A 16,305-nucleotide genomic window follows, 5' to 3' on the forward strand; every position below is an offset into this window, starting at 1 on the left:
CGGGTGCCGGGGATGCCGGGTAGTACGGCTCGTTGCCTTCCCCTGTTCAGCCTTCCGCACGTCTTTTCTCAGGTCAGGCGCTCTTGTCGTGGCGAAGTCGTACCGGATGGAACGAATCGTCAGCCGATGCGTCAATCGCTCTCGTCGTAACGGACGCGGTGGCACAGCGCGGGGACCTCGCCGGAAACCAGCTTGGGCAGTACGTCCGGCAGGTCCTCGAAGGGGGATTCGCCGGTGATGAGGGCGTCGAGCGCGGGGTCGGCGAGCAGGTCCAGAGCGACCGCGAGCCGGTCGGCGTAGGTGCGGTTGGGGCGGGCCGGGGAGACGGTGCCGACCTGGCTGCTGCGGATGACGAGCCGCCGGGAGTGGAAGGCCTCACCGAGCGGGAGGCTGACCTGCCGGTCGCCGTACCAGCTGAGTTCGAGGACGGTTCCCTCCGCGGTGAGGAGTTCCAGGGACCTGGCGAGGCCCTGTTCCGTGGCGCTGGCGTGCACGACGAGGTCGCGGTCCCCGTCGGCGTCCTCGGGGGTGGCGAAGCCGACGCCGAGCGCCTCGGCGATCTTCGCCCGGGACGGGTCGGCGTCGACCAGCTGGACGCGGACCCCGGGGAACCGGGCGAGGAGGGCGGCCACCGAGCAGCCGACCATGCCGCCGCCGACCACGGCGATGCGGTCGCCGACCAGGGGCGCGGCGTCCCACAGGGCGTTGACGGCGGTCTCCACGGTCCCGGCGAGCACGGCCCGTTCGGCGGGCACGGTGTCCGGGACGGGAGTGACCGCGGTGGCCGGTACGACGTAGCGCGTCTGGTGCGGGTAGAGGCAGAACACGGTGCGGCCGGCGAGTTCCCCGGGCCCCTCCTCCACCACGCCGACGTTGAGGTAGCCGTACTTCACCGGGCCCGGGAAGTCGCCCTCCTGGAAGGGCGCGCGCATGGCCGTGTGCTGGCTGACGGGCACGCCGCCGCGGAAGACGAGCGTCTCGGTGCCGCGGCTCACACCGGAGAACAGTGTGCGGACCAGCACCTCGCCCTCGCCGGGCGCCGGCAGGGCGACGTCCCGGATCGAGCCTCGCCCAGGCGAGTCGATCCAGAACGCGCGTCCGGTGTGCTTCATCGAAGTCCTCCTGAACGATCGGGAAGCTGCTTGCGTACCGAGGGGTGCACAGGCCGCGCACAACGTAGCGGCGTTGATCGACTCTGTCACACGGCCGGAGGGTGTTCGGTGGCCCTGAACAACACTTACGACGCGAGGCTCGTACAGCAGGAGACCGCCCTGGGGGCGGGTGCGCAGGTCCTGCTGCTGGCCCTGATCGGTACGGCGATCGGGATGGGGCCGGCGGGCTGGCTGACCGGCCTCGCGTTCGCGATCGCCACCTGGGCGGTGCTCTCCCGGGCCCTGCACCGCTCGCGGCTGCGGTCGTTCGGCGCGGCCAACCGGGTCACGCTCGGCCGGGCCACCCTCGTCGGCGGGGTCACCGCCCTGGTTGCCGACTCCTTCCAGAGTTCTCCGCCCGTGTCGCTGTTCGTCGGCATGACGGCGGTGGCGCTGATCCTCGACGGCGTCGACGGCAAGGTCGCCCGCCGTACCGGGACCTCGACCCCGCTGGGCGCGCGCTTCGACATGGAGGTCGACGCGTTCCTGATCCTGGTGCTCAGCGTGTACGTGTCCACGCAACTGGGCCCGTGGGTGCTGCTGATCGGCGGCATGCGCTACGTCTTCGTCGCCGCGGCCAAGGTGTGGCCCTGGCTGACCGCCGCGCTCCCGCCGAGCACGGCCCGGAAGACCGTCGCCGCGCTCCAGGGTGTGCTGCTGCTTCTGGCGGGCGCCGATCTGCTGCCCTACGCGGCCAACTTCGGTGTCGCGGCCCTGGCGCTGGGCCTGCTGGTCTGGTCGTTCGGGCGTGACGTGCTGTGGCTGTACCGGACCTCACGCGTCCAGGAGCCGGTGGCGCCCCGTCAGGTACGGGAACTGGTCGCGAGCTGAACGTCCGGAACGGGTGGCGGTCAGTCGTCGAACCGCCCGCGTGCCTCCTCGATGTGACCCAGGTACTGGTGGGTCCAGCCGCAGATCGCGTCGACCGTGGCGCGCAGGGCCCGGCCCGGCTCGGTGAGCGTGTACTCGACCTTGGGCGGCACGGTGGGGTGCACCTTCCGGGACACCAGGCCGTTGCGCTCCAGCATCCGCAGGTTCTGGGTCAGCATCTTGTGACTGATGCCCTCGACCTCGTCGCGCAACTCGCTGAACCGCAGGGTGCGTTCCCCGAGGGCCTCGATGATCAGCAGCGCCCACTTGTTGGCGACGTCCGAGAAGATCTCCCGCGCCAGGGAATCCGCCCTCCGCAGGTCCGTGTTCTCCGGCAGGTCTCTCAACTGCTTGGTCACCATCGGGTTCCCCAGTCACTGAAAAGTGCGTTCTTCCAGGTCGGCGGTCACTCTCCTACGGTTTCCGAGTAACCGCAAGAGAGCGCGGGTTCGCGCTCGACGGAAGGACAGCGACTGTGACGACCATCGACGTCTACGACCACGGCATCCCGGCCGAGAGCCACTTCGGCTACTCGCAGGCGATCAGGTCCGGTGATCTGATCCACGTCTCGGGGCAGCTCTCGTTCGACGAGGCGGGTGTCTTCCACCCCGAGGACGACGTCGCCGCCCAGCTCGAGCAGACCTACGTCAACCTCGACAAGGTCCTGGCCCACTACGGCGTCACCCGCAACCAGGTCGTCTCCCAGACGCTCTACGCGGTGGACCTGGCGGGCAACGCCGAGGTGGTGGCGAAGGGCAACCGGGCGTACTTCGGCACCCACCGGCCGGTCAGCACGGCCCTGGGCGTCACCGAACTGACCTTTTCCGGGCAGCTCGTCGAGATCAGCTGCGTGATCGACACGAAGCTGCCTGCCTGAGCGGCCGGTTTCAGCGTCGTGTTCGTGTTCCCGCGCCCACCAGGGCCCGCTCGTACGGGTCGAGCAGAACGCCCCGGACCTTGGTGGAGACGCCGGCGATGATCTGCTGGTGGGCCAGCGGCACGACCGCGTCCGTACCGAGGATCGCGGCTTCGGCCGCCATGGCGGCGTCCTGCCGCTCGCCGGTGCCGTCGGTCCCGACGGCCTCGGCGATGGCCCGGTCGGCTTTCTTGTCGCACAGCCGGGCCAGGTTGTAGCCGCCGTCGCAGGTGTAGTCGCTTCCGAGGATGCCGATGGGGTCGCCGGTGTCCAGGAGGCTGTTGCGGGCGCCGATGAACGCGTCGAACTTCCCGGCGAGCGCGTCGCTCTCCAGCCGTGAGTACTCGCGGACCTCCAGTTTCACCATGAAGCCGGCTTTCTGGAGTTGCTGTTGCACGACCTGGGCGACCTCGGGAAGCTCGGGCCGGTTGTCGTAGGTGGCGAGGGTGATCGGCGTGCCGTCGGGCCGGGCGGCCTTCGCGCGCCCGGCCGGCTTCACCCGCTTGCTCTCGGCCCAGGTGACGGCGGGCCCGAAGATGCCGGCGCCCGGGTCGGCGTACCCCTCGAAGACGCCTTTGACGAGTGCGGAGGAGTCGATCGCGGTGCGGGCGGCGGCGCGCAGCTCCGGGTCCTTGAAGGGTCCGGTCTCCGTGTTGAGTTGCAGGCTGGTGGTGCGGGTGGTGCCGGCTTCCCTGAGGGTGGCCTTGTCGAGTGTGGTGGCCTGGGCGACGGGGATCGCCTCGGCGATGTCGACGTCGCCGGTGCGTACGGCGTTGGCGCGTGCGGTGCCGTCCTTGACGAAACGCGCGTCGATGCCGGTGGCGTGGGCGAGGCCGCCCCAGTAGTCGTCGTAGCGGTCGAGGGTGGCGGAGCCGCCGCCGTTGACCTCGGTGATCTCGAAGGGCCCGGTGGCGGTGCCGACCGGTGTCGGGCCGCCCTTCTTCTCGTACGCCTTCGGGGAGAGGATGGCCAGGCTCGGGCCGGCCAGGCGCATGGGCAGGACGGGATCGGGTGCCGCGGTGGTGATGCGGACGCCGTGGTCGCCGTCGGCCTGCGCGCCGAGGGTGACGCCGGCGAGGGCGGCGGGTGCGGGCTCGGCCTTCGTGGCGTGGGTGAGCGCGGCGGCGACGGCGGTGGGGGTGACGTCCGTACCGTCCTGGAAGGCGGCCTCGCGCAGGGTGAACCGCCAGGTGCGGTCGTTCTCCCGGCGCCAGGACTGGGCGAGTGCGGGAGCCGCGGCACCGTTGGCGTCCAGGGCGGTCAGCCCCTCGGTGACGCCGAGGCGGCTGAGCAGCGTGGCGTCGGCTCCGTACGGCGAGAAGTTCTCGGCGGGCGGGAAGGCGAGGGCGACGCGCAGCCGCGCCCCCGACGGTCCGCCCACCGGCGACCCCTCACCGCCGGGGGAGACGAAGCAGCCGGCCAGACACGGCACGAGGGCAAGGGCGCTGAGGAGCCGACGGTGGCTCTTGATGCTCGGAAGACGCACTTGCACAGCATATGCATCAAGCGAAACACGCCGGTCAACCGGGTGATCGCGCGAGGGACATCACCAAATCCCGTACGGAGCAAGCGATTTGACATCACCATGGATCACTCCCTAAACCTAACCACATGACATCCGTTTTCAAAAAGATGGGGCGGTCGTGAGGGTCGCATTCGTCGGCAAGGGCGGCAGCGGCAAGACCACGCTCTCCGCGCTCTTCTCCCGCCACCTGGCGCGCTCCGGCGCCCCGGTCCTCGCCATCGACGGCGACATCAACCAGCACCTGGCCGAGGCGCTGGGCGGCGAGGAGAAGCCCGCCCCTCCCCTGGGCGCGCACGTGCCGGACATCAAGAGTTTCCTCCGTGGCGACAACCCCCGCATCCCCTCCCCCGAGGCGATGATCAAGACGACCCCGCCGGGACGCGGTTCGCGCCTGCTGCGCCCGCTCGGCGAGGACGAACTGCACACGCGGCATGTCGGCCGGGCGGGCGGCGTGCCCCTCATGGTGACGGGCGAGTTCGACGAGTCCGACCTGGGCGTGGCCTGCTACCACTCGAAGCTCGGCGCGGTCGAGCTGTACCTCGGGCATCTGGTGGACGGCCCCGGCGAGTACGTCGTGGTCGACATGACGGCGGGCGCGGACGCTTTCGCCTCGGGCCTGTTCACCCGCTTCGACATCACGTTCCTGGTGGTGGAACCCACCCGCAAGGGCGTCTCGGTGTACCGCCAGTACCGCGACCACGCGGAGCAGTTCGGCATCCGCATCGCGGTCGTCGGCAACAAGGTGACCGGCGAGGACGACCTGCTCTTCCTGAAGGAACAGGTGGGCGACGACCTCCTGACCCACCTGGTCCACTCCCCCTGGATCCGCGCGGCCGAGCAGGGCCGCACGGACGCCGGACCGGAGGCCCTGAACTCCTTGGAGCCACACAACCGTCATGCCCTGACGGTCCTGCGCGAGGCGGTCGACTCCCGCCACCGCGACTGGGACCGCTTGCACCACCACGCGGTCGAGTTCCACCTGCGCAACGTCCGGGCCTGGGCCGACGCGCGTACGGGCGAGGACCTGGCGGCGCAGGTGGATCCGGACTTCGTCCCGGGGCCGACCGCCCGGCCTTGAGGCGCACCACACCCAAGGCGTCGCCCAAGGCGCCTTCCCCCCTCCGGCTACTCGATCCCCGTGGCATCGAGCAGCCGGACCACGTCCTTGCGCCCGTACCCGAGCAGTCGGGCTCGGTCAGCGGCCATCAGCACCAGGTGCGCGACGGTCTTCGCCGCGTAGCCGTTCTTGTTGTCCGCGTCGAACCATTCCTGGGGCTTCTCGACACCCAGACTGTTCATCACCAGCCCGTGCTCCCGGCGGACCTCCGCGACGGTACCGGCGACCGCGTCCATGAGCGTCTTGCCGGGCCGCACACACTCCAGGGCGAAGCACCCCCAGTCGACCGGCACACACCCCTCCGGCGGACGCGCCCGCAGCCCCGCGTACCTCTCGTCGCCGAATCCGGAGGCCCGGAACTCGTCGTGCACCAGCGAGAACCGATGGAGGCCGGAAGGAACCGGAGGCGGTGGAGGGGTGTACTCCCACCCGGCGTCCTCGTACAACTGCCGTTTCACCTCTTCTTCGTCGGCATGCGTCACCGTGAAGCCGTTGGCCTCGTTGCGCCCGGTCGTCGTGCCGTCGGGGTTGCGGTGGAAGTGCAGGCCCATGGTGTGCTCCCGTTACCGTGCTGAGAATGGACAACAAGTCCCGTCACCAGCTCGAACGGCCCGCAGGCCAGGCAGGTGCCCGCTCCCCGAGGCACCATCCGATCGCGTGAAAAAGGGCGTTGCGGGAACTACCCGGCTCAGCCGGATGAGCGATTGTTACGCTCACCTGATGAGGATTCCAGGCCCCGCAGAGATCCGGGCGCTGCACGAGAAGTACGCGCCCACCACCGAGGCGTTCACCCTCGTCCATACGCACTGCGAGATCGTCTGGGAAATCGCCGAGCAGCTCCTTTCGGCGCCCCGCCTCGCCCACCTCGACGCCGATCTGGTCCGCGCCGGCTGCCTCCTCCACGACATCGGCGTCTACCGCCTCTACCGGGACGACGGGCGGCTGGACCACGAGAACTACATCCGGCACGGCCTGCTCGGCCACGAGATCCTCGAAGCGGAGGGCTTCCCGGAGAACCTCCGCCGCTTCTGCTCCCACCACACCGGAGTGGGACTCACGCGGCAGGACATCGTGAGCCAGGGACTGCCCCTCCCTCCCGCCGACTATGTGGCGGTGACGGAGGAGGAGAGGCTGGTGATGTACGCGGACAAGTTCCACACCAAGTCCCGCCCGTCGGCGTACCTCTCCCCCGACGAGTACGCCGCCCACATCCGCCGCTTCGGCGCGGACAAGGTGACCGCTTTCCAGGCACTGCGGGCGGAGTTCGGCGACCCGGACCTCACCGGGCCCGTGCCGGGCTTCGGGACGGAGGAAGACGCGACGGCTGCCGCGGTTCGGGGGTAGCAGGCCGTAAGGCCATGGCTGCCGGTTCCTGTGCTCTCACGGCGGCTCGGTGAAGGCACCGAACACGACGAACGCCCCGTGCTCCACCGCAAGTCGACCTACTGTGACGGCATGACCACGAAGCCTCTTCCCAACCTAACTCCGACTGGCACCTGTTGGTGCGGCTGCGCCAAGAAGGTCGGAACCGGATCGTTCTTCGCGCCCGGACACGACAAGGTGGCGGAGGCGGCGCTGCTTGCGGTCGAGTACGGTTCCTCCGTCGCCCAGTTGCTGCACGGACATGGATACGGGCCCGGACACTCGGTGAGCGCGCGTGCCGTGTCCGAGGGAGTGTGGCGGGAGTGTCCGTCGTGCGACTACGTCGGCGCACCGGCGAGCATCGCCAACCACAAAAGGAAGGCGCACACCGTCGCCGTCGGCGAGCAGGCACAGGGAGCGGAGCGTTGACCGAACCGGCCGGCAGCCAGCGCGCCGACCTCGAGAAGGCCGTGCGGAGTTACGGCGGCCTCTGGGACACAGAACGCGGGCTTCGCGCACTGCGCGACGCGGGACACGACCCGCGGGACAAGCACACCCGGCAGATCCTCCGGGACCTCGCGAGCCAGGGCCTGCTGATGAAGGTGGAGGACCGGCCCGTCACATACCGCCTTGCGTAGCCCGGTTGGGAGAAGGCGGGTTCCCCGTTCATAGGTCGACAGCCACGTCAACGAGACGCTGACCCTGATCACCGCGGAGCTGTGCGCCAACGCCGTACGGCACGGGAGGGTGCCCGGCCGGGACTTCCACGTCCCTGGCCGCCGAGGCTGACGGCGGGCGGTTTCGCGTGGAAATCTCCGACACCCGCGCGGAACGTCGGCCCGTCGCCACCAGCGCCACGGGTCCCAACGCCGAGTCCGAATCCGGCCGCGGACTCCTCCTCGTCGCCGCCCTGGCCGACGGCTGGGGCGGCACCGACCGCCGCTCGGGTCCCGGCAGGACGGTGTGGGCGGTACTGGCTACCGCGTCGAGCGATCGGCCCGGCAGTATCCGTCCGCAGGCACCGGCGCTCCCCCAGCACCTGGTCGGACTGCCGCCGAGCCCATGACAACCGCCTCACGCGCACGATGGCGGCGCACCGAACCGACGGCGTACGGTGTGCGCGGCCGGGGCGGCCCCGTCAGTTGGCTCGATGCCTACCCGGCCCCGCAGCTCGCGGTCTAGGACTCAGTGAGCTTCTCGGAACCCATCCCGGTACTCTCGCCCGTCTTGTCCGCCTCGAGGGGAGCGTGGCGCCGCCGTCGAAGGGCTTCACGCTCCTCGTCCGGAATCGTCATCGACTCGGCGAGCACGGCGGCGAGCGCGTCCACTTGAGTGTTGTCGATGTCAGCGCGGAAGAGCCACCGGATGCTCTCGTCGCGTGTGATGAGGTCGATCGCCAAGCACTCACTCTTGTCCTGAGTTGCTGCTCGGACGTATCGCACTCGGTCGACCGGAATTTCCTGACGGATCTCGCCCTGCTCGAGGAAGGCGTTCGTCTTGGTCGTGATGATGCGGCGGTCCGTGACGGCGACCAGGGTCTTCGCCGCAGCCTTGTCCCTAGCTGCCGCCAACTTCTCCTTCGCCCCGCCGATGATCGCGGAAAGCGGACCGAGGGCATCGGGCTGGTCAGCGAAGCCAAGGACACGCAGGGTCTCACCGTCCTCGACGTACCACCGCAGGATGCGAAGGTACGGCTTGAGATCCAGCGATTCGGGCGTGCAGACGACTTCCGGAGCCTCGAGCGGAGGGGCCGGCGGACGAAGGGCGTCGGCGAGAGGCTCGATCGCCTCCAGAAGACGGGCGGAGGTCTGGCGAGCCGCCTTCGAGTCTTTCCGCTTCCCCGGCAGTGACTGTGACAGTGTCTCGCGTCCAGGGAGTTCCGCGACGATGCGCAGCTCCCGCGTCAGCGCGTCGACGAGGCGCGTCGTCTCGGCGAGAGCGGACCCCAGCTCCGTGCGAGTGTCGCGCGCGATGACGTCGACGAGCCGGGCTTCATCTGCGTCTTCGCGTCCTGCGGTTCTCGCCTTACCGGCGCGGAGCGCCTGGTAGCCGGTCCATGCCTTGAGAGAGGACAGCAGGGCGTGGGCGTCGAAGAGGATCGCCTCGGCGTTCGTCTGAAGGTACTCACGGAGGCGGCGTGTGTCGCCCTGATCGATCTGCCCGACGTGACCACGGACGTTCCGTCGGTACAGGTCGAGCTGCTTATTCAGCGACGACTCGTTACCCGCGACGTTCTCCCACAGGGAGGCGGGGACCGATCCGACCGCTCGCGCCTGGTCGATCGCGCGCTCGACGGTGGTGACCAGACCTGTCAGTTCGGCCCACTGCTCGGTGCGGATGGTAGTGAGTACCTGGCTCGTCAGCGCGATGTTGGTCCTCACGAGGCCCGTGATCTCACTCAGCTGCATCTGAAGGGCGACCATGGCCAGCGCCGGCCCGAGCGTTGCGGCGTTCTGCGCCATGCTCACGGACGTCACGGGGATGAGGCGGGCTTGAGCGACGATTTTGCCGTTGACGAACACTGCCCCAAGGTTCGCGCCATCTTTGACGGCGAGCGTTCCGCCTGCCTTCAGCAGGGCCTGTGTCGCGCTGCTGATCCTGTAGAGCCCCTGCACACCGGCGCACGCGTTGGCGAAGCTGCCGGCGACGGTTGCCGCGTTCCCGATCGAGGCGAGGGCTGTGGAGATCTTCTCGCGGTCGGCGGACGGCACGAGCCCGAAGTCGACCAGATCGGACTCGAGCTCCGCCGGGACCTCACCAAGGACGACAGCAACCCCTGGGAGCACCTCCGCCAGGAGCGTAGATGCCGTCACCGAGTCGGTGTCCGAGTCGGGTGTCGGATCGTCCACAAGGGGTGAGTCGGCGGTATCGCTCTGGCCGTTCTGCTCTGGTTCGGCGATCTCCGTCGATTCCGAAGGGGCCTGCATTCGGTTTCCTCCCCACGAGGGCGCGCAACGGCCGTGCGTCGTCGGCGCTCGCTGCCGAAGTCTACGGCTCGGTGACCTGTGGTTCGGTGGCAACTGACTCAACTTCTGTGGCAGTTCGGCTACGTGTCCACTCTTGAGCACAAGGCGCTGAACCTGACCGTCGACGACGGGCCACGGAGGTCGGAGATGGCCGGCGTCCGGCGGCTGGCCCGGGGGAGGGCAGCCGGTGGGCAGGTGCCTTCGGCCATCACCGGGCAGCCGTGTCCCGTCCGTGGCGCGCGACCGGGGCCCGGATTCGACGAGCCGGGTACCGATGTCCAAGGTGGGCGTTACTTTTGTCACTGATCGTCACAGCGCTTTCGCCGACTGTCACGGCACTGCGTATCCGGCGATCCCGGTAACCGCCCTCCGCCACGCCGCCGGAGACCGGCCGCGCGGCGCCTCCCTGGACCACTTCCGCCGACCGGGCCACCGTTCAGGACCTGTTCATCCGGGCGCCTCGTGCTGCCGGTGCTCACCCTCGAGCAAGCCCAGCCGACCTGATGCACCCACCCGGTCCGGCGGCCCTGGCCTTCCGGTCCGGCCCCTCCCTCCGGGCACAGAAGGGAGGGGCCGGTCCCGTGCGCTACCGCGCCGGCGTCGCGACCGGCGCCGGCGCGTAGCCGGTGGGCCGGGCAGTGAACGTGCCGCGGCCCTGGGTGCGGCTGCGCAACCGGGTCGCGTAGCCGAACAGTTCGGCCAGCGGCACGGTGGCGGTGACGACCGCCGCGCCCGCGCGGGTGACCGAGCCGGTCACCTTCCCGCGCCGGGCGGCGAGATCGCCGAGCACGCCACCGACCGCGTCCTCGGGCACGGTGACCGTGACCTCGACGACCGGCTCCAGCAGGACCATCGCGCAGGCACGCAGGGCCTCCCGCAGACCGAGGCGGCCGGCCGTGCGGAACGCCGTGTCCGAGGAGTCCTTCACATGGGTCGCCCCGTCGGTGAGCGTGACACGCAGCCCGGTAACCGGGTGCCCGCCGAGCGGGCCCTCGGCGAGGGCGTCCCGGCAGCCGGCCTCGACCGCCCGCACGTACTCCTGCGGCACGCGCCCGCCGACGACGGCCGAGCGGAAGTCGAAGACACCCTCTTCGTACGGCTCCACGTCGAGGACGACGTGCGCGAACTGCCCTGCTCCCCCGTCCTGTTTGACGTGCCGGAACACCAGCCCGGACACGCCCCGGCCGACGGTCTCCCGGTAACTGACCCGTGGCCGCCCGACGTTGACCTCCAGACCCAGTTCGCGCCGGAGCTTCTCCACCGCCACCTCCAAGTGCAGTTCACCCATGCCCGACAGCACGGTCTGCCCGGTCTCCGGGTCGGTTCGCACGACCAGCGAGGGATCCTCCTCGGTCAGCCGCGCCAGCCCCGACACCAGCCGGTCGGTGTCACCGGCCCGGCGGGACTCGACCGCGACCGACACCACCGGCTCGGGCACACCGGGCGGTTCCAGGACGAGCGGAGCGTCCGGTGCGCACAAGGTCGAGCCGACGCGGGCCGACTTCAGCCCGACCACGGCGACGATGTCCCCGGCGACGGCCCGGTCCAGCGGGGCGTGCCGGTCGGCCTGGACGCGCAGGATCCGCCCGATCCGCTCCGTGCGCCGCGCGGTCGCGTCCCACAGGGTGTCTCCCTTCTCGATGGTGCCCGCGTAGATCCGCAGATAGGTCAGCCGCCCCGTGGAGGTGGCGTGCACCTTGAACGCGAGGGCGGCCGCGGGTGCCGTGGGGTCGGCGGGCCGCTCCTGCTCCGCTCCGTCGAGCGTGCCCCGGACCGGCGGCACGTCCAGCGGCGACGGCAGATAGGCCACGACCGCGTCGAGCAGCGGCTCGACACCGCGGTTGCGGTAGGCGGAGCCGCACAGCACGACCACGCCGTCACCGTCCCGGGTCACCTGGCGCAGCGCCGAGGAGAGGGTCTCCTCGGCGAGCGTGCCGGTGTCGCAGAACTCCTCCAGTGCGCCCGGGTGCAGTTCCGCCACGGCCTCCTCCAGCGACCGGCGGCGCTCACGGGCCGCGGCCCGCAGCTCGTCGGGCACGGGCACGTTCTCGACGGTGCCGTCATCGGTCCACAGCAGCGCGCGCATGCGTACCAGGTCGACGACACCGGTGAAGGTGTCCTCCGCGCCGATCGGCAGCTGTACGACCAGGGGCGCCGGGTGCAGTCGCGCGCGGATCGACGCCACGGCCGCGTCGAGGTCGGCCCCGGCGCGGTCCATCTTGTTGACGAACGCGATCCTCGGCACGCCGTGCCGGTCGGCCTGCCGCCATACCGACTCGCTCTGCGGCTCCACCCCGGCCACCGCGTCGAACACGGCCACCGCACCGTCGAGCACCCGCAGCGCACGCTCCACCTCGTCGGCGAAGTCGACATGCCCCGGGGTGTCGATGAGGTTGATCCGGTGACCGTCCCAGGCGCAGCTCACCGCCGCGGAGAAGATGGTGATGCCCCGGTCGCGCTCCTGCGGGTCGAAGTCGGTGACGGTGGTGCCGTCGTGGACCTCGCCGCGCTTGTGCGTGGTTCCGGTGGCGAACAGGATCCGTTCGGTGACGGTGGTCTTGCCGGCGTCGACATGGGCGAGGATGCCGAGGTTGCGGACGACGGCGAGCGGGTTGACTGGGGTGCGCACGGCCCGGGGCCTTTCGGTGCGATCAGGAAAAGGGCAGCGCGATTCCAGGGCGAAACGGACAGGTGTCCCCCGAACCTGACAGCACGTCAGGATCTTCGGGTGTCAGACGTTCGTCCCGGTCAGCCGGTGCCGCCGCGCAGCGGGCACCGGGGCGACGAGGACACGAGGATCACCTCGTAGCGCGGCAGGGAGACGGCAGCGGTGTGGTCACGCATGGCCGTCTCCCTTCATCCGTCGCGAGGGTGCCCGGCGCTCGGTAGTGGGCGGCGCCGGGTACCTGCGTGAGTGTAGGGGGACCGGGTGGAACGGGGCCAGGGATTATTCCGGCGGGGCCGGGGTGTCGTGGGTGCGGCAGATCGCCCGGACGTCGAGTCCCAGTTGGCCCGTCGGGCCGATCACCGCGATGCCCCGGGCCGGCATGGAACGCGGGTTGACGTGCCGGCTCCGGGCCGGGTGTCTCCTTACGAGGCTGTCAGGACCGTTCCGTGAAGGCGTCCGTGTGTTCGGCGGCCCACTGGGCGAAGGTGCGCGCCGGGCGGCCGGTGACCTTCTCGACGGTGCCGGAGACCGTCCTGCCCACCTCCGGGGTGTTCCCGTACGCCTCGAGCAGGAAGCCGATGACGTCCTCGGGAAGGCCTGCCGTCCGCCACTGCGCGAGGGCCTGCTCCTCGGTCAGTTCGACCAGGGCTATCTCGCGGCCGACGGCGGAGGCGATCGTCTTCACCTTGTCGCCGATGGTGAGCACCTCGGGGCCGGTGATCACGTACTCCTGGCCGCCGTGCCCCTCCTCCGTGAGCGAGACGGCCGCGACGGCGCCGATGTCGCCCTCGTGGACCATGGCGCTCAGCCGGTCGACGAACGGCTCCCGCACCTCGCCCGAGGTCACGATCCCGTCCGCCCACTCCAGGGCGTTGGCCATGAACTCGACCGGCATGAGCACCGTCCAGTCCACGCCGTCGCCGGTGCGCACCGCGTCCTCCAGCGGGGTGGGGCCGCCGCCGTGCAGCACGGTGACGCGGCGGACCCCGGCCGCACGGGCGAGTTCCAGGATGCGGGGGCCGGTCTCCAGCGGGCTGAAGGCGGCACCGCCGAAGGTGATCAGGTGGAGGCCGGTGATTCCCTTCAGGGCCGGGGCCAGGCCGTCCGGCTCGGTGAGGTCGCCCTGGACGACCTCGACCCCCGCCGGGAAGGCGGCGTTCGCGGCGTCGCGTGTCAGGGCACGCACCTGGTGCCCCCGGTCGAGCAGTTCGGCGACGACCTGACGGCCGACGGTTCCGGTGGCGCCGGTGACAAGAATCCTCTGCGTCTGAGTCATGCCTCGACCCTACGAAGGCTTGCGGTCACCTTCTGTCCGCAAGGACCGGGCGGGGCTGCGCTTGCGGTCGTCGACCGGGGTGTCATCGTTGCGGCGGGCGCAGCGCTGTCAGGTCGTCCGGAAGCAGCTCCGGGTGGTAGGCCGCGAGGGCCGCGCCGCCGAGCCACCAGCCGCGGTGGACCAGGGCATGGCAGAGGCCGGGGTCGAGGCGGTCGAACACGGTCGGGACGAGCGCGAGATGGCGGCCGTCGAAGTCCGGGTGTTCGGGGAAGGCCGCGCGCCAGCGGCGCAGGGTGTCCGGGCCGCCCGCCGGGAAGTGGGTGGAGAGCTGGACGAGGATTCCGCGGCGGGCACCGCGCGGCAGTTCACCGTCCGGGCCCGAGGCCCTCGCGCGCTCGAAGCGTTCGACGACGGCACGGGTCCGCAGCGTGGTGCTCTGCCGGTACAGCATCGAGTTCGCGCGGGCCAGGTCCCGGACCACCGGGACGCGCCCGTACACGCCGGGGCGCAGCAGGCCTCCGGCGTTGAGGACGCACAGGAAGGTGTGCCGGTAGCGGTCCCCGTCGATGGCCTCCAGGCCGGTGTTGTCGTACGTACCGCCGTCGAGCAGGGCGGGCGGGCGGGTGGCGCACGGGAAGGGGTCCTGGTCGAGGACGACGGGCGGGAACGCGCCGGGGACCGCGGCGGAGGCCGACACGGCCCGGCTCAGCCGCAGCCGCGAGCCGGCCGTGGAGGCCAGACCGATGGTGTAGTCCCCGTACACGTCGCGTTCGAAGGTGAAGCGGGCACCGGTGGTCAGGTTGGCCGCGTTGACGATCCAGCGCACCTCGGGGTCCAGGCGCTCCAGTTCGGTCTCCCGCAGGAACCACTCGTCGAGACGTCCGGCCAGGAGGTCCGTACGGGTCGAGGGGCCGAGGGTCCGCCACAGGCCGTGGACAAGGGCACGCTTGAGGGAGCGGGAGGAGACGCGGTCGACAACGGGTGCGACGACCTGCTCGTCGACGGCGCGTGCGGTGAAGTTCTCCCGCCGCAGCGCGGGCCAGGCGGCGGCCAGGCAGCCGTTGGCTATCGAACCGCCCGACACGGACGAGGAGTACCGCAGCCGGGAGAGCAGCCCGGTGTCGGCCAGCAGCCGCACGAAGCCCAGGGCGGCGAGGGTGGCGCGGAATCCGCCGCCGGACAGGGCGAGCGCGACCGGGTGCGCGGTGGCGGGCGGTTCGGCGGGGCGGAGCGTGTCACCGCAGGGACGCGCCGTGAGACCGGTGCCGGCGGCGGGCGAGTCGACGGCCCACTGCGGACCGCCGGCCGGCACGGCGCCGGCCGGGGGCGCGGAAGGGGCGGGGGCCTGCCGGGAGGTGGTCATGGCGGCTCTCCGATCGTGATGAGGAGGGCTTGCTCGGCGGGCGCCCGGACGTCGATGCCGAAGGCGCGGCCTTCTCTCAGACGCGCCAGTTCCTCCTCGGCGAAGGGGATGGGGTTGGTCAGGTGGACGACGTACGCGTCGTCCGGTGCCCGGGACTCGACGAGCCAGCGCAGGGTGTCCTCGCTGGGGTGGTGGTGGCGGACGCCGTCAGCGGATATGACGTAGTGGTCGGCCCGCACCTGCTCGAAGAAGCCTGCTTCCACGTTGCGGTCGCTGCCGTGGTGCGGCAATTTCAGCAGGTCGACGTGGAGGGGTTCCGAGTCGTCGAGCAGGCCCAGTGCGCGCAGCCCCGACAGGACGCGGTCGCCGCGGGCGTCACCGGTGAGCAGGGCGGTGCGGCCCGCGTGGCGCAGCAGCAGGACGATGCTGGAGAGGTTCGGCACCGACCCGTCGGTGTATCCCGCGGTGATGACATCGGGATCGCCACGCTGTTTCGCCTTGCGCCACCGCTCCTCCAGTTCCTCCAGCGCTTCCTCGTCCGGCGCGACGACCGTGACGTCCAGGCCGTCGAGGACGGCCTCGGCGCCTTCGGTGAGCGGGCCGCCGAACGGGGTGTTGCCCTCCAGGTGCAGCGCGGTCGCCGCGTTGCGGATGTCGCGGCCCTGGTGGTAGCTCGCCCCGACCGCCGCGTCCGTGGCGGCGCGTTCGAGGAGGGGCCGGACGGAGGCGCTCAGCCCGGGGGCGCGCCGGTCGACGAGTTCCTCCACCGAGTTGAACCACAGGGCGTCCACCGCGTACGGCAGGGCGTCGCCGTCCTGCTGGGCCTGTCTCATGTCGCGGAAGAGCCGGACGAGCCCGCCGGCGTGGTCGTCGTCGACGTGGGAGAGGCACACGACGTCGAGGTGCGGCGGGTCGCCGCCGTCCGGTCCGCCGAGCCGGCGCAGCCGGCCTCGGAGCGTGGCCCGGTAGACGCCGCCGGGGCCGCCGTCGACGAGCATGACCCGCCCGTCGGGTGAGCCCCAGTGGACGAGGAAGCAGTCGCCGTGGCGAGCGTCCAGAAAATCGAAGGTGAGCATGTCGGCTCCTGGCTG

16 protein-coding genes and 1 pseudogene are annotated in these 16,305 nt (G+C 70.9%); 7 read left to right on the forward strand and 10 right to left on the reverse strand.

Translation table 11 applies throughout. The features are described 5' to 3' along the window. Positions 1-131: 131 nt before the first annotated feature. Complete coding sequence (locus tag IO24_RS0115945) at positions 132-1,112, reverse strand: zinc-dependent alcohol dehydrogenase (protein ID WP_031136244.1); 981 nt, start codon at positions 1,110-1,112, stop codon at positions 132-134. Between the two features lie 108 nt (positions 1,113-1,220). On the opposite strand from IO24_RS0115945, the gene IO24_RS0115950 reads away from it, so the two are divergent. Then, complete coding sequence (locus IO24_RS0115950) at positions 1,221-1,982, forward strand: CDP-alcohol phosphatidyltransferase family protein (RefSeq protein ID WP_031136246.1); 762 nt, start codon at positions 1,221-1,223, stop codon at positions 1,980-1,982. Positions 1,983-2,002: 20 nt separating this feature from the next. Here IO24_RS0115950 and IO24_RS0115955 read toward each other — a convergent pair whose 3' ends face one another. Continuing rightward, a complete protein-coding gene (locus IO24_RS0115955) occupies positions 2,003-2,383 on the reverse strand; it encodes a winged helix-turn-helix transcriptional regulator (protein WP_031136248.1) in 381 nt (126 codons plus the stop codon). 113 nt (positions 2,384-2,496) lie between these two features. Here IO24_RS0115955 and IO24_RS0115960 point away from each other — a divergent pair, with 113 nt between their 5' ends. After that, positions 2,497-2,898: a RidA family protein gene (locus tag IO24_RS0115960; RefSeq protein WP_031136249.1), complete on the forward strand. Its 402-nt coding sequence runs from the start codon at positions 2,497-2,499 to the stop codon at positions 2,896-2,898. Between the two features lie 10 nt (positions 2,899-2,908). Here the strand turns inward: IO24_RS0115960 and IO24_RS0115965 are convergent, their stop codons facing one another. Then, positions 2,909-4,429, reverse strand: coding sequence for an ABC transporter substrate-binding protein (locus tag IO24_RS0115965; protein ID WP_031136250.1), 1,521 nt, complete (start codon positions 4,427-4,429; stop codon positions 2,909-2,911). A gap of 151 nt (positions 4,430-4,580) precedes the next feature. Here IO24_RS0115965 and IO24_RS0115970 point away from each other — a divergent pair, with 151 nt between their 5' ends. Beyond that, positions 4,581-5,540: an ATP-binding protein gene (locus IO24_RS0115970; RefSeq protein WP_031136252.1), complete on the forward strand. Its 960-nt coding sequence runs from the start codon at positions 4,581-4,583 to the stop codon at positions 5,538-5,540. A 47-nt stretch (positions 5,541-5,587) separates the two neighbouring features. On the opposite strand, the gene IO24_RS0115975 is transcribed toward IO24_RS0115970, so the two are convergent. Continuing rightward, positions 5,588-6,130: a hypothetical protein gene (locus IO24_RS0115975; RefSeq protein WP_031136254.1), complete on the reverse strand. Its 543-nt coding sequence runs from the start codon at positions 6,128-6,130 to the stop codon at positions 5,588-5,590. 169 nt (positions 6,131-6,299) lie between these two features. Between IO24_RS0115975 and IO24_RS0115980 the strand changes: the two genes are divergently transcribed. The 4 genes from IO24_RS0115980 to IO24_RS45970 all read left to right on the forward strand — a co-directional run bounded on the left by IO24_RS0115980 (position 6,300) and on the right by IO24_RS45970 (position 8,007). After that, positions 6,300-6,923 (forward strand): HD domain-containing protein, encoded by a 624-nt coding sequence (locus IO24_RS0115980; RefSeq protein WP_045296222.1) that lies wholly within the window; start codon positions 6,300-6,302, stop codon positions 6,921-6,923. A 111-nt stretch (positions 6,924-7,034) separates the two neighbouring features. Then, entirely contained in the window at positions 7,035-7,370 is a 336-nt protein-coding gene (locus IO24_RS0115985; protein WP_234335224.1) for a hypothetical protein, read from the forward strand. After that, positions 7,367-7,579: a hypothetical protein gene (locus tag IO24_RS40690; protein ID WP_037667914.1), complete on the forward strand. Its 213-nt coding sequence runs from the start codon at positions 7,367-7,369 to the stop codon at positions 7,577-7,579. Before IO24_RS0115985 ends, IO24_RS40690 begins: the two co-directional genes overlap by 4 nt. Before the next feature lie 167 nt (positions 7,580-7,746). Then, a complete protein-coding gene (locus tag IO24_RS45970; protein ID WP_051905917.1) occupies positions 7,747-8,007 on the forward strand; it encodes an ATP-binding protein in 261 nt (86 codons plus the stop codon). Positions 8,008-8,119: 112 nt separating this feature from the next. Here IO24_RS45970 and IO24_RS0116000 read toward each other — a convergent pair whose 3' ends face one another. The 6 genes and pseudogenes from IO24_RS0116000 to IO24_RS0116030 all read right to left on the reverse strand — a co-directional run bounded on the left by IO24_RS0116000 (position 8,120) and on the right by IO24_RS0116030 (position 16,290). After that, positions 8,120-9,868 (reverse strand): hypothetical protein, encoded by a 1,749-nt coding sequence (locus IO24_RS0116000; protein ID WP_031136259.1) that lies wholly within the window; start codon positions 9,866-9,868, stop codon positions 8,120-8,122. A 625-nt stretch (positions 9,869-10,493) separates the two neighbouring features. After that, positions 10,494-12,536 carry an elongation factor G gene (fusA, locus tag IO24_RS0116005; RefSeq protein WP_031136260.1) on the reverse strand — a complete coding sequence of 681 codons (2,043 nt, stop codon included), beginning with the start codon at positions 12,534-12,536 and terminating at the stop codon, positions 10,494-10,496. 318 nt (positions 12,537-12,854) lie between these two features. Next, positions 12,855-12,971: pseudogene (locus IO24_RS47595) on the reverse strand (YceI family protein); the annotation flags it as partial. A gap of 37 nt (positions 12,972-13,008) precedes the next feature. After that, the gene (locus tag IO24_RS0116020; RefSeq protein ID WP_031136262.1) at positions 13,009-13,851 is read right to left on the reverse strand and encodes an NmrA family NAD(P)-binding protein; all 843 of its coding nucleotides are present in this window, start codon (positions 13,849-13,851) and stop codon (positions 13,009-13,011) included. An 82-nt stretch (positions 13,852-13,933) separates the two neighbouring features. Continuing rightward, positions 13,934-15,214 (reverse strand): patatin-like phospholipase family protein, encoded by a 1,281-nt coding sequence (locus IO24_RS0116025; protein WP_031136264.1) that lies wholly within the window; start codon positions 15,212-15,214, stop codon positions 13,934-13,936. Continuing rightward, positions 15,211-16,290: a ComEC/Rec2 family competence protein gene (locus tag IO24_RS0116030; RefSeq protein ID WP_031136266.1), complete on the reverse strand. Its 1,080-nt coding sequence runs from the start codon at positions 16,288-16,290 to the stop codon at positions 15,211-15,213. Before IO24_RS0116030 ends, IO24_RS0116025 begins: the two co-directional genes overlap by 4 nt. Positions 16,291-16,305: the final 15 nt, after the last annotated feature.

Source organism: Streptomyces flavovariabilis, from assembly GCF_000725785.1.
In the GTDB taxonomy this organism is placed as follows: Bacteria; Actinomycetota; Actinomycetes; order Streptomycetales; family Streptomycetaceae; genus Streptomyces; species Streptomyces hawaiiensis.

Excerpts from the sequence above, each read along its gene's own strand:
- IO24_RS0116025 (WP_031136264.1), bottom strand. The coding sequence starts at position 15,214 with ATGACCACCTCCCGGCAGGCCCCCGCCCCTTCCGCGCCCCCGGCCGGC.
- IO24_RS0115955 (WP_031136248.1), bottom strand. The coding sequence starts at position 2,383 with ATGGTGACCAAGCAGTTGAGAGACCTGCCGGAGAACACGGACCTGCGG.
- IO24_RS0115985 (WP_234335224.1), top strand. The coding sequence starts at position 7,035 with ATGACCACGAAGCCTCTTCCCAACCTAACTCCGACTGGCACCTGTTGG.
- IO24_RS0116030 (WP_031136266.1), bottom strand. The coding sequence starts at position 16,290 with ATGCTCACCTTCGATTTTCTGGACGCTCGCCACGGCGACTGCTTCCTC.
- IO24_RS0116000 (WP_031136259.1), bottom strand. The coding sequence starts at position 9,868 with ATGCAGGCCCCTTCGGAATCGACGGAGATCGCCGAACCAGAGCAGAAC.
- IO24_RS0115975 (WP_031136254.1), bottom strand. The coding sequence starts at position 6,130 with ATGGGCCTGCACTTCCACCGCAACCCCGACGGCACGACGACCGGGCGC.
- IO24_RS0115980 (WP_045296222.1), top strand. The coding sequence starts at position 6,300 with ATGAGGATTCCAGGCCCCGCAGAGATCCGGGCGCTGCACGAGAAGTAC.
- IO24_RS0116020 (WP_031136262.1), bottom strand. The coding sequence starts at position 13,851 with ATGACTCAGACGCAGAGGATTCTTGTCACCGGCGCCACCGGAACCGTC.
- IO24_RS0115945 (WP_031136244.1), bottom strand. The coding sequence starts at position 1,112 with ATGAAGCACACCGGACGCGCGTTCTGGATCGACTCGCCTGGGCGAGGC.